This is a genomic window from Bacteroides xylanisolvens XB1A (genome assembly GCF_000210075.1).
GTDB classification, from domain to species: domain Bacteria; phylum Bacteroidota; class Bacteroidia; order Bacteroidales; family Bacteroidaceae; genus Bacteroides; species Bacteroides xylanisolvens.
The window spans coordinates 2414166-2426795 of record NC_021017.1 but is presented as its reverse complement, the minus strand read 5'-3'; the positions used below and the strand labels follow the sequence as shown (position 1 = coordinate 2426795).

Below are 12630 nucleotides of genomic sequence, written 5' to 3'. Positions count from 1 at the left end.
TTTTTACAGATAAAAAAAAAGAATTGCCCGTCATTTATAATGACAGGCAATTCTTAATATTTAAAATAGAGTGTAATTCTCTTATTTAATGATGTTCATGAAATCTGCATTTGTGAAGAATTTAGCAAATTCCAAGTCAGTAGCTGCTTTCTTAGCTAATGAAGAATCTTTAGCAACTGCGCTCTTCAAGCTGCTTGTTACCATAGAAGAATTATTAGTTCTAGCACCTAAAACTGCCATCAGGTAGTCAGTGTAAGCATCAGGTCTTTCTACGTTAGCCAACGTGTTTTTAGCTTTGTTATAGTCCTTAGCAAGGATTTGAGCCAAAGCAGCACTGTTAGTCTTAGAGTCACCGAATGAGTTTACTGCTCTTTCATATTGACCTTGAGCGATGTACAGGTTACCCATAGATTCGCCAAGTTCTTTTGTGCCGGCAGCTTTACCGAAGTATGCTTCTGCAGCAGCTTTGTCACCCTTCATCAAAGAGATCAAACCTAAGTTCATGTTAACTTCAGGAGTAGCATTAACGCTGGCAGCTTTCTTGAAGTAAGATTCTGCTTTGTCAATGTTACCGGCTTGGTAAGCTAATTTACCTAAGTTGTTATAACCACGGTAATCGTTCGGGAACTGTTTGGTAGCTTGAGTGTAGATAACTTCTTGCTTAGCAGGATCGCTAGTCAGTGTAGCAGCATACAGCAATTCTTCTACGTTCAGTTCAGAAGGATTAGAAGAAGCCAACTTAGCGATTTCTTCGTCAGACTTACCGATGATTTCATAGTTCAAAGTCAAACGAGAACGACGCAATTGAGGAAGAATAGTGTTAGCCAATTCTTTGTATACAGCAGAGATGTTCTTGATTTCGCTTTCTCTTTGAGCAGGATCTTGGTACATTGCAATAACGCGGAGAATCAACTCTTTGTCTTGGATGTTAGATTTAGAAACCAGTTCTTGGAAACCTTCCCAGTCCTGTGCAGTATATTTAGCATCGATTGGAGCATCGATTTTTGCTTTCTTCAGGTCTTTGCTCAACATCTTAGTTGTGTTGCCTTCACGGTTTTCAGCAAGAGTAGTATTCAAGCTTACACCACCATCAGGAGAAGCGTATGCAGAAACTTCGATGTTGCTGATCTTCTTGTTAGCAGCTTCGTTAACGTTAGCTACTTCTTTGTTGAATTCTTTAGCAGTCTTCAATTCGCTGGAACGAATGTTAGCTTGTTGGATCAAGAACATGATGTTGGCATCGTGTTTTTCTTTGATGATACGTTGGAAAGCGTCTTCGCCCAATGCAGGGTTAGCGTTACCTAATGTATTGTTTACTAATTCAGAAGTAGAGATTACACCATCAGCTATTTTCACAGCAGGAATAGTCACCACTTTCTTTCCGATAGTAGCTTTGAATTCCAGATACAATTCTGACTTAGCCATTTCAGGAACATAGTCAAAAGAAGTTTTCATCGTGTAGCTACCGCCCATCTTGTAAGAGATAGTCTGGTCGTTACCTTCCACTTTTTCACCTTGGAAAGTAGCTGGTTGGCCTTTAGCTTCGCCGCCATTCCATTTCAAAACCGGAGTAACTTCTACAACCGCTTTTTTGTTGAAATACTTTTCAGGAAATTTACCATTGATGGTCGCAGGAACTTTACCACCTACTGCCTCCAGCACTTGCGGAGTAACAGTGAAGTAATCAGCTGACAATTCACCCATTTTTTTGCTGCAAGAAGAGAATAATGCAACAACCATTGCCATGAGTAAAGGCAAGTACAACTTCTTAGTCATTTTAGGTATAAATTAAATGTTTGTAATTGAAATATCGTCTATTTGCCAACCTCCTTCTGCTCACACAGAAAAAGTAACGCAAAGATATTAATTCTTAATATAATTATATAGATAAGGGGGCGATTTTATCATAATTTAATGAAATAACTCCTCTTTTTCTTTCCTATACTTGATATTTCGTGGGTGATGCTCGATAATCTCACTACGAAGCATATTGCGGTCGATGTGGGTATAGATTTCCGTTGTCGCAATGGATTCATGTCCGAGCATACATTGAATGGCTCTCAAATTGGCTCCACCTTCCAGTAAATGAGTGGCAAAGGAGTGCCGGAAGGTGTGCGGACTGATGTTTTTGGTAATACCCGCTTTTTGTGCTAATTCTTTTATCATATGAAAGATCATAATCCGGGAAAGACCTTTGCCTCTCCGCTGACTGACGAAAACGAAATCCTCATGCCCTTTTTTCACTTCAATCTGGTTACGGTCTGTGATGTAAAGCTTTATTTCATTAATAGCCCGGGGGGAGATTGGTACGAGTCGTTGTTTGCTTCCTTTTCCTTCTACTTTGATAAAGCCTTCATCAAAATAGAGGTCGGATAGTTTAAGGGTGATAAGTTCTGATACCCGAAGTCCGCAGCTGTATAGTGTTTCTAAAATAGCTCTGTTTCGCTGTCCTTCAGCTTTGCTGCGGTCGACGGCGGAGATAATCCGGTCAATTTCCTCCACAGTCAGTACTTCGGGAAGTTTGAAACCTATTTTAGGGCCTTCTAATAGTTCACTGGGATCTGCTTCCAGATAGTTTTCGAGGATGAGGAAACGGAAAAATGATTTGATTCCTGATAAGATGCGGGCTTGTGAACGGGGATGAATGCCGATGTCATGTAATCCGGCCGCAAAACGTTGAAGATCGGACAGGCATACGTCCAATACGTAAATCCCTTCCAATGTCAGAAAGCTCATCAGTTTGTCCAGATCCGTCAGATAGGCATCCAGAGTATTAAGAGATAAGGACTTTTCCAGTTTGAGATACTGCTGATACTTCCTGATTATCAGCTCTTGTTGTTCCTTCTTATGCTTTTTTTCGTTGATTTCCATTTCTTTTTTCTACCTTTGCACATTCTTTCAGATACAAAGGTATAAAAAAACAGGATTGCGCGATGAAGATACAAATTATTAATGGCCCGAATATTAATCTGTTGGGTAAGCGTGAACCTTCCATTTACGGAAGCGTTACATTTGAAGATTACTTGGCTGATCTTCGCAAAAGATACGTTGACGTGGAGATCGACTATTTTCAATCGAACATCGAGGGAGAAATGATAGACTGCATACAGCAGGTGGGATTTGATGTGGATGGTATAATCTTGAATGCAGGTGCGTATACACATACTTCCATAGCTTTGCAGGATGCTATTCGTTCTGTGACATCTCCGGTGATTGAGGTGCATATTTCCAATGTGCATAGTCGCGAGTCTTTTCGGCACGTATCGATGATTGCTTGTGCTTGTAAAGGAGTGATTTGTGGCTTTGGGCTAAATTCGTACCGTTTGGCTTTGGAGGCTTTATTGGATAGATAATAAATAAGGTAATAATATATAATAGGTAGAAAGACTATGTTATTGAAACAGACTAAGATTGTGGCTTCCATCTCGGATAGACGTTGTGATGTGGATTTTATAAAACAGTTGTTTGAAGCTGGGATGAATGTAGTGCGTATGAATACAGCGCACGCTAGCCGTGAAGGTTTTGAAGCTTTGATTGCAAATGTACGTGCTGTGTCCAACCGTATTGCGATTTTGATGGATACAAAAGGTCCGGAAGTTCGTACGACGGCTAATGCAGAGCCGATTCCATATAAAATAGGAGAGAAAGTAAAGATTGTAGGTAATCCGGATTTGGAAACAACTCGTGAGTGTATTGCTGTTTCATATCCGAACTTTGTGTCTGACCTGAATATCGGCGGTACGATTCTGATTGATGATGGCGATTTGGAACTGGAAGTTATTGATAAGACGAATGGTTATTTGCTGTGTGAAGTTAAGAACGATGCTACTTTGGGAAGCCGTAAAAGCGTAAATGTCCCGGGTGTTCGCATCAATCTTCCTTCATTAACGGAAAAAGACCGTAACAATATTCTTTATGCTATCGAAAAGGATATTGATTTTATCGCTCACTCTTTTGTGCGCAACCGTCAGGATGTACTTGACATACGTGAAATTCTGGATGCACATAATAGTGATATTAAGATTATTGCTAAGATTGAGAATCAGGAAGGGGTGGATAATATCGATGAAATCCTGGAAGTGGCAGATGGCGTAATGGTTGCCCGTGGTGACTTGGGTATCGAAGTGCCTCAAGAACGTATTCCGGGAATCCAGCGTGTATTGATTCGCAAGTGTATTCTGGCAAAGAAGCCGGTAATCGTTGCTACTCAAATGCTCCATACAATGATAAATAATCCTCGTCCGACTCGTGCGGAAGTGACTGATATTGCCAATGCAATCTACTATCGTACAGATGCTTTGATGTTGAGCGGAGAAACCGCTTATGGTAAGTATCCGGTAGAGGCGGTGAAAACGATGACTAAAATTGCGGCTCAGGCAGAAAAAGATAAACTGGAAGAAAATGATATCCGTATTCCGTTAGATGAGAATAGTAATGATGTTACGGCGTTCCTTGCTAAACAAGCAGTAAAAGCTACTTCTAAGTTAAAAATACGTGCTATTATTACTGATAGTTATAGCGGACGCACTGCTCGTAATCTGGCTGCTTTCCGTGGAAAGTATCCAGTGCTGGCTATCTGCTATAAAGAAAAGACAATGCGTCATTTGGCTTTGTCTTATGGTGTGGAAGCTATCTATATGCCGGAATTGGCTAACGGACAGCAATATTACTTTGCGGCATTGCGTCGTCTGTTGAAAGAAGGTCGTTTGCAGCCTTCCGATATGGTCGGTTATTTAAGTAGTGGTAAGGCAGGAACAAAGACCTCATTCCTCGAAATCAATGTAGTGGAAGATGCTTTGAAGCATGCAGAGGAGACTGTATTACCTAACAACAACCGTTATCTTTAATTTTTAAAGAGGTAAGTTTTATGCAGGAAACCGAATCGATAGACGAATATATTTTGCAGCATATTGATCCCGAGAGCGATTACTTGAAATCGCTCTATCGGGATACGCATGTAAAGCTCCTTCGTCCTCGTATGGCTTCCGGGCATTTGCAGGGACGGATGCTGAAGATGTTTGTAGAAATGATTCAGCCTCGTCAGATATTGGAAATCGGAACGTATAGCGGCTACTCCGCCCTTTGTTTGGCGGAAGGTCTGCCGGAAGGTGGACTGTTGCATACGTTTGAGATCAATGATGAACAAGAGGACTTTACCCGTCCATGGCTGGAGAAATCACCGTTTGCTGATAAAATTCGTTTTTATATAGGTGATGCTTTAGAACTTGTTCCGCGTTTAGGTGTTACTTTTGATATGGCTTTTATTGATGGTGATAAACGTAAGTATATTGAATACTACGAGATGACATTGGCGTATCTTTCCGAAGGCGGATATATCATTGCTGATAATACTTTGTGGGACGGGCATGTGCTTGAACAGCCTCGCAATACGGACGCTCAAACAATTGGTATTAAAGCCTTTAATGATTTGGTAGCACAAGATGTGCGAGTGGAAAAAGTAATACTTCCTTTGCGTGACGGATTAACGATCATAAGGAAGAAAATAGTAAGTAGTAAATCGTAAAACAGTAAATAACTTTATGGAAACAACCAGACAGAATAAGATATCTCGCCTGTTGCAGAAAGAGCTAAGTGAGATATTCCTGCTTCAAACAAAGTCCATGCCGGGTACATTGGTCTCTGTTAGCGCAGTTCGTATCAGTCCTGATATGAGTATTGCCCGTGTCTACCTTAGTGTTTTTCCTTCAGAGAAAGCAGAAGAGATGGTGAAGAATATCAATAACAATATGAAATCCATTCGTTATGAGCTTGGGACTCGTGTACGTCACCAGCTACGTATCATTCCTGAACTGAAATTCTTCGTGGATGATTCATTGGATTATATTGAGAAAATAGATTCATTGCTGAAGTGAAATAATTCATTGCAGAGGTGAACTTCCCTTTTTATATAGCCAGGCGTTATCTTTTTTCAAAGAAAAAGCATAATGCTATTAATATCATATCCGGCATTTCCGTATGTGGAGTGGCTCTTGCTACGCTTGCTTTGGTTTGCACTCTTTCTGTTTTTAATGGTTTTCAGGATATGGTGGCCAGCTTTTTTACGGCTTTTGATCCGCAGTTGAAAATTACGGTCCGTGAAGGAAAGGTTTTTGATGCACAAGATGAACGGATTCGTGCCGTTTGTGCGCTTCCTGAAGTGGAGGTGTTTACAGAGACGCTCGAAGAGAATGCAATGGTGCAATACAAGGACCGTCAGGCTATGGTTGTACTAAAAGGGGTGGAGGATAATTTTGAAGAACTGACGGCCATAGACAGCATACTTTATGGCGCGGGAGAATTCGTTCTTCATGATTCGATCGTGAATTATGGCGTCATGGGAGTGGAATTGGTTGCGACTTTGGGAACTGGTTTGGAGTTTGTCGATCCTCTTCAGATATATCTTCCCAAACGAAATGCCAAAGTGAATATGGCAAATCCCGGCGCTTCTTTTAACCGCGATTATCTGTATTCTCCAGGTGTCGTATTTGTGGTGAATCAGCAAGAATATGATGGAAAATATATTTTGACTTCTCTTGATTTTCTTCGTCAGCTTCTGGATTATACAACAGAAGTCTCTGCGATGGAATTGAAATTGAAACCTAATGTAAATACTTCATCGGTACAATCTAAAATAGAAAACATACTAGGTGATGATTTTGTTGTTCAGAATCGTTATCAGCAACAGGCAGATATTTTCCGTATTATGGAGATAGAGAAACTAATCTCTTATTTGTTCCTCACTTTTATTTTAATGATAGCCTGTTTTAATGTGATAGGCTCTCTTTCTATGTTGATCTTGGATAAGAAGGATGATGTAGTAACTTTGCGGAGTCTTGGAGCTAGTGATAAACTCATCTCCCGAATATTCCTCTTTGAAGGACGTCTCATTTCTCTTTCTGGCGCTATTTCCGGTATTGTCCTGGGCTTAATCCTATGTTTTATACAACAGAAATTCGGTATAATTTCATTGGGGGGCGGTGGTGGTACTTTTGTTGTAGATGCCTATCCTGTCAGCGTTCACGCTTGGGATGTCGTATTAATCTTTATCACAGTTTTAGCCGTTGGTTTTCTCTCCGTATGGTATCCTGTACGTTATCTAAGTAAGAGACTTTTATAGCTAAATGGTAATGTTTTTATTATAGCCATTTTTCTATAATTGATAACTTTTAATTCCTTTTTATGGTGTTTTATTTTCGTAATTGATACGATACTGCTATATTTGGCTCAATTTTGTTAATTGGAAATAATCTATAAATACTTCTGTGAAACTTGAGAATAATGAAATATGTAGAATAGTAGACGGCGATGAAATTGCTTTCAATCGTTTTATGGAGCATTATTCTTCGCGTTTATATCACTATACATTTGCGCTACTTGGCCAGAAGGAGTCAGCTGAAGAGATTGTGAGTGATGTTTTTTTTGAAGTTTGGAAAAATAGAAAAAGTCTGGCTGAAATTGGCAATATGAATGCTTGGATCCAGACAATCACCTATCGAAAAGCGATTTCTTTTTTGCGGAAGGAAACTGGAAAGTATGAATTGTCATTTGATGATATCGAAGATTTTATTTTTGAGCCGGTTCAATCTCCAGCCGAGGAGATGATTAGTAAGGAAGAAATGGCTAAAATTAATGACGCCATTCAACAACTTCCTCCCAAGTGTAAACATGTCTTTTTCTTAGCAAAAATAGACGGGCTTCCTTATAAAGATATTGCAGATATGTTGAACATATCAGTGAAGACTATCAATAACCATATTGCTTTTGCGTTAGATGAAATTGCTAAAAGATTGAATATGAAATCTCGCAAGAGCTAAGTTTTTTACTCTCCTGCTTATTAATGCCTTATTTTTTCACATAGCTAACTCCACTTTTATTCTTTTTACCCGAAAAATGAAAAAAAATCATTTTTGACTGGGAGATTTTTTTTTTAGTTGCGTCTTTATCTATAGAACAACATTAAAATAGGATTATGAGCTTGAAAGAATACCATCGTCTCGCAGATTTATTTAGTAAATTGAATTCTCAAGAAAATATTGAGGATGATTTTACTTCTATGCCTGATGCTGAGAAGTTGAAATTCTTTTGGGAAAATTGTGTGCAGGAAAAGATTGATTCATCTTCTATCATAGAGAAGACTCAACGAAAGATGCGAAAAGATGCTATGAAGCGCAGAAAGAAATATTTCTTAGTTGCTTCAGCTTCTATTGCTGCTTCCTTTTTGATTTGCATTTCAACTATTTATTTTTTTAATCAGAATGGAAGTGTTAATTTAGACTTCCAGGCTATTGCTGAAGAAATGGATAGCCAATCTGTTGAGGAAGTGACTCTTATTACTTCCAAGGAACAGCTTAATTTGGATGAAGATGTTTTCATTAAGTATTCGAAAGAGGGGAAAGTTGCTGTCAATTCACAAGTGATAAAAGAGAAAGAAGAGAAAACCAAAGAGGAACAAGAATATAATCAGTTGCTTGTTCCTGCGGGGAAAAGGGCTAGAGTAGAATTGTCTGATGGGACTCGGCTGGTCGTTAATTCCCAGTCAAAAGTGATTTATCCTCGTTGTTTTAAAGGAGACATTCGTAAAATCTATGCCCAAGGAGAAGTTTTCCTGGAAGTTGCGCATGATAAGAAACATCCTTTTATAGTGGAGTCTGATGATTTTAAACTGCAAGTGTTAGGAACGAAGTTCAATATCTCGAATTATAAAGGAGGAACAACTAATATTGTATTGGTGGAAGGTGCGGTAGAAGTTACTGATAAGAATGAAAAGAAAGCACGTTTGAATCCTAATGATCTGTTGAATATAGCAAATGGTACAATTGCTTATCAGAAGCAAGTTGATGTAGCAGAGTATATTAGTTGGGTAGAGGGGATCATGTTATTGAATGGTAATGATTTGTCGCAGATCATTCAAAGACTAAGCATCTACTATGGTATATCTATTCAATGTGAGCCAATTATTGGTAAAGAAAAAGTGTATGGGAAATTAGATTTGAAAGATGATATAGACGAGGTGATTGAATGTATTCAGCAAACCCTGCCATTCACGATCGAAAAAAGTGATACTAGTATATATTTAAATAAATAATTTTTTTAATTAATCTTTTAATATGTTTGCCTATGAAGAACAGACTGCCATTATGACAAAAAAAATCGGATAAATATTGCCGTATTTACCCGATAGTAATTCCCTAGTTAAATCAATAAATCCAAAATTGTTAACCTAAAAAGAAATTTTTATGGTAAAGAAAACTATTTTTTTACACTTAAAGAAAAGACTTAAGCTTTTTTGCATTATAAACGTCTTTTTTATGATTCCATTCTCTTCATTCGGTACTAATTCTATTAGTTGGAATTCCGAAGAAGATTTATTCTCAGTACAGTATGAGAATGTTACAGTTAAAGATATTTTAGATTATATCGAAAAACATAGTAAGTATATTTTTATTTACTCTGCTAATGTTCAGAAAAATCTGAATAACAAAGTCTCCATTTCAGTTTCCAATAAGAAAATAGATGCTGTATTAAAAGAGTTGTTCTCAGAGACAGGACTGAATTATAAGATGTCGGGAAGACAAATTACTATTTCGGTGCCAGAAGCTCCTAAAGTACAGCAAACTATACAACAAAAGGGTATTAAGGTAACAGGTAACGTTTCAGATGAAAAAGGTGAGCCTTTGATTGGTGTAACAATCATTTTGAAAAATGATTCCACAGTGCATGCATTGACAGACATGAATGGTAATTATAGTATTATTGTTCCTGAAAGAAAATCTGTGCTTTCTTTCCGTTATATTGGTTTTATTCCTAAAGAAGAGGTTGTTAATAACCGAAAGGTTGTTAATGTACAAATGGTAGAAGATGTTGGTCAATTAGATGAGGTTGTAGTGGTTGCCTATGGCGCACAAAAGAAAGAGTCTGTTGTTGGTTCTATCACAACGATTGAACCTGCAAAGTTAAAGGTTTCTACTACTCGTTCAATAAGTAATAATCTGGCTGGTACAGTTGCCGGTGTATTAGCTGTGCAACGTTCTGGTGAACCGGGATATGATAATTCTTCTTTCTGGATTCGTGGTATTAGTACATTCCAGGATGCCGGACAAAACCCATTGGTTTTGATTGATGGTATAGAACGCGATTTGAATAATATTGATCCTGAAGAGATAGAATCTTTTTCTGTGTTGAAAGATGCTGCTGCAAGTGCTGTTTATGGAGTGCGGGGAGCTAATGGTGTTATTTTAATTAATACAAAACGCGGACAAGTTGGTAAACCTCGTGTGACTGTAAAGGCTGAATTTGCAGCTACACAGCCAGTTAAACTTCCCGAGTATTTGGGTGCGGCAGATTATATGCAGGTTTTGGATGATATCTTGATGGATACAGGACAACAGCCTAAATATACAGATCGTATTGCAAAAACTCGTGCAGGTTATGATCCTGATTTATATCCGGACGTGAATTGGATGGATGCAATTGCAAATGATTATGCTTCGAATCAGCGTGTAACAGTAGATATTTCTGGTGGTACGGAGACATTACGTTATTCTTTTGTTGCTGCTGCGTATAATGAACGTGGTATTTTGAAACGTGATAAAAGCTATGATTGGGATCCTACTATTAAATTGCAACGTTATAACGTTCGTTCTAATGTGGATTTGAAATTAAGTCCTACTACGCAATTACGTTTTAATATTGGTGGATATTTGCAAGATAGAAATTCTACAACGAAAGATATATCTCAAATTTTCCAGAAAGCGTTCGTTGCTGTACCTCATGCTTTCCCTGCACAGTATTCCAGTGGACAGATACCGACAACAGAGGAGCCAAACGTTTGGGCATGGGCTACTCAAAGTGGATATAAAAGAAGAAGTGACAGTAAGATTGAAACACTGTTTTCTGTAGAACAAGATTTGAAATTCTTACTTCCGGGATTGAAAGTAAAAGGTACATTCTCATTTGACAGGTTTTCTTCAGGTACTGTTTCTCGTGGAAAGACACCGGATTATTATGTACCTGCTACAGGACGTGATGATGAAGGTAATTTGATTATAGCATCAAAATCCAATGGTACTAATTTCCTGGATTACTCAAAAAGCGGTGACTATGGAAATAAGAGCGTATATATGGAAGCAACTTTGTCTTATGACCGTACATTCGCAGAGAAACATTCCGTTGCTGCAATGTTATTGTTTAATCGTCGTAATTATGATGATGGAAGCAAGTTGCCTTACCGTAATCAGGGATTGGCAGGACGTGCATCTTATACCTATTCGGGTAAATATGTAGGTGAATTTAATTTTGGCTATAATGGCTCTGAAAATTTTGCCAAAGGCAAGCGTTATGGCTTTTTCCCTTCAGGAGCAATTGGCTGGATTGTATCGGAAGAGGCATTTATGCAACCATTGCGTAAGGTCATATCTAAATTGAAATTGCGTGCGTCTTATGGTCAGGTAGGTAATGCTAATTTAGGTGGACGCCGTTTTGCGTACCTTTCTACAATTACCGATGACTATGATACATTAAACATGTATAAATGGGGATTGGATAGTAGTTATGGTTTAACTGGTATGGCGGAAGGTGAGTTTGCTGTACAAGATTTGACGTGGGAGATTGTTAATAAGATGAATTTGGGGGTTGAGCTAGGTTTCCTGAATGGTATGATTGATTTGCAATTAGATTATTTCGACGAACGCCGTAAAGATATATTTATGCCACGTGAGTCTGTTCCGATGACGGCTGGATTTATGAAGCAGCCTTGGAAGAATTTTGGAAAAGTGACTAATCAGGGTGTAGAAGTTTCCTTAAATGTTAATAAACAGTTTGGCAAAGACTTATTTGTCAGCTTAATGGGAACATTTACCTATGCTCATAATGAAATAACAGAAAAGGATGAACCTAGTGCAGTAGTTGGTACTAACCGTGCTGAAACAGGACATCCGGTAGGGCAATTAACTGGCTATATAGCAGAAGGTTTGTTTACAGAAGACGATTTTGAAGACGTAAGTACAGGTAAACTGAAAGAAGGAATTCCGACTCAAAGTTTTGTAAGCAAACTCCGCCCGGGAGATATCAGATACAGGGATGTCAATGGTGATGGTAAAGTGGACGTATTTGATAAATCGCCAATCGGAGGAACAAAAGATCCGGAGATAGTATATGGCTTTGGACTGAATATGAAATATAAGGATCTAGATTTTGGAGCTCTCTTTCAAGGAATAGGTCGTAGTTGGAATATTTTAGGATCAAGCATTATTCCGGGTGCCAATAGAGGAGTGACAGGCAATATGTTTACTAATGCAAATGATCGTTGGACTGTAGACAACCCAAGTCAGAACGTATTTTATCCGCGATTGGATGACGGTATAAATAGTAATAATAACCAACCATCTACATGGTGGCTGCGGAATATGAGTTTTTTACGTTTAAAAAACATTGAACTTGGTTATTCCTTACCAAAGAATTTGTGGAGAAATACTACAGTTATATCAGGCATTCGTCTTTTCGTGAGAGGAACAAATCTTTTAACATTCTCAAAATTTGATTTGTGGGATCCGGAAGTCGAAAATACTACAGGGGCTGCGTACCCAATTATGAAATCGTTATCTGCAGGTTTTGAAATTAAATTCTAATAAT

Annotated in this window: 10 protein-coding genes; 8 read left to right on the top strand and 2 right to left on the bottom strand. The window is 38.4% G+C overall.

Annotation, left to right across the window (positions count from 1 at the left end):
- Positions 1 to 81 precede the first annotated feature (81 nt).
- Both BXY_RS09795 and xerD read right to left on the bottom strand, forming a co-directional pair.
- A complete protein-coding gene (locus BXY_RS09795) occupies positions 82 to 1776 on the bottom strand; it encodes a tetratricopeptide repeat protein (RefSeq protein ID WP_004323056.1) in 1695 nt (564 codons plus the stop codon).
- 135 nt (positions 1777 to 1911) lie between these two features.
- Complete coding sequence (gene xerD, locus BXY_RS09790; RefSeq protein WP_004317151.1) at positions 1912 to 2871, bottom strand: site-specific tyrosine recombinase XerD; 960 nt, start codon at positions 2869 to 2871, stop codon at positions 1912 to 1914.
- A gap of 62 nt (positions 2872 to 2933) precedes the next feature.
- On the opposite strand from xerD, the gene aroQ reads away from it, so the two are divergent.
- From aroQ to BXY_RS09750, 8 genes are all read left to right on the top strand, one after another.
- A complete protein-coding gene (aroQ, locus tag BXY_RS09785) occupies positions 2934 to 3353 on the top strand; it encodes a type II 3-dehydroquinate dehydratase (protein ID WP_004311171.1) in 420 nt (139 codons plus the stop codon).
- Between the two features lie 36 nt (positions 3354 to 3389).
- Positions 3390 to 4847 (top strand): pyruvate kinase, encoded by a 1458-nt coding sequence (gene pyk / locus BXY_RS09780; protein ID WP_015531787.1) that lies wholly within the window; start codon positions 3390 to 3392, stop codon positions 4845 to 4847.
- Positions 4848 to 4867: 20 nt separating this feature from the next.
- Positions 4868 to 5524, top strand: coding sequence for an O-methyltransferase (locus tag BXY_RS09775; protein WP_004311173.1), 657 nt, complete (start codon positions 4868 to 4870; stop codon positions 5522 to 5524).
- Positions 5525 to 5540: 16 nt separating this feature from the next.
- Positions 5541 to 5873 carry a 30S ribosome-binding factor RbfA gene (gene rbfA, locus BXY_RS09770; protein WP_004296522.1) on the top strand — a complete coding sequence of 111 codons (333 nt, stop codon included), beginning with the start codon at positions 5541 to 5543 and terminating at the stop codon, positions 5871 to 5873.
- Between the two features lie 17 nt (positions 5874 to 5890).
- Positions 5891 to 7117, top strand: coding sequence for an FtsX-like permease family protein (locus tag BXY_RS09765; RefSeq protein WP_008642437.1), 1227 nt, complete (start codon positions 5891 to 5893; stop codon positions 7115 to 7117).
- Between the two features lie 145 nt (positions 7118 to 7262).
- Positions 7263 to 7814: an RNA polymerase sigma factor gene (locus BXY_RS09760; protein ID WP_008642439.1), complete on the top strand. Its 552-nt coding sequence runs from the start codon at positions 7263 to 7265 to the stop codon at positions 7812 to 7814.
- Positions 7815 to 7969: 155 nt separating this feature from the next.
- Complete coding sequence (locus BXY_RS09755) at positions 7970 to 9085, top strand: FecR family protein (RefSeq protein WP_008642442.1); 1116 nt, start codon at positions 7970 to 7972, stop codon at positions 9083 to 9085.
- A 151-nt stretch (positions 9086 to 9236) separates the two neighbouring features.
- The gene (locus BXY_RS09750) at positions 9237 to 12626 is read left to right on the top strand and encodes a TonB-dependent receptor (protein ID WP_008642443.1); all 3390 of its coding nucleotides are present in this window, start codon (positions 9237 to 9239) and stop codon (positions 12624 to 12626) included.
- Positions 12627 to 12630: the final 4 nt, after the last annotated feature.

Excerpts from the sequence above, each read along its gene's own strand:
- BXY_RS09795 (WP_004323056.1), bottom strand. The coding sequence starts at position 1,776 with ATGACTAAGAAGTTGTACTTGCCTTTACTCATGGCAATGGTTGTTGCA.
- xerD (WP_004317151.1), bottom strand. The coding sequence starts at position 2,871 with ATGGAAATCAACGAAAAAAAGCATAAGAAGGAACAACAAGAGCTGATA.
- aroQ (WP_004311171.1), top strand. The coding sequence starts at position 2,934 with ATGAAGATACAAATTATTAATGGCCCGAATATTAATCTGTTGGGTAAG.
- pyk (WP_015531787.1), top strand. The coding sequence starts at position 3,390 with ATGTTATTGAAACAGACTAAGATTGTGGCTTCCATCTCGGATAGACGT.
- BXY_RS09775 (WP_004311173.1), top strand. The coding sequence starts at position 4,868 with ATGCAGGAAACCGAATCGATAGACGAATATATTTTGCAGCATATTGAT.
- rbfA (WP_004296522.1), top strand. The coding sequence starts at position 5,541 with ATGGAAACAACCAGACAGAATAAGATATCTCGCCTGTTGCAGAAAGAG.
- BXY_RS09755 (WP_008642442.1), top strand. The coding sequence starts at position 7,970 with ATGAGCTTGAAAGAATACCATCGTCTCGCAGATTTATTTAGTAAATTG.
- BXY_RS09750 (WP_008642443.1), top strand. The coding sequence starts at position 9,237 with ATGGTAAAGAAAACTATTTTTTTACACTTAAAGAAAAGACTTAAGCTT.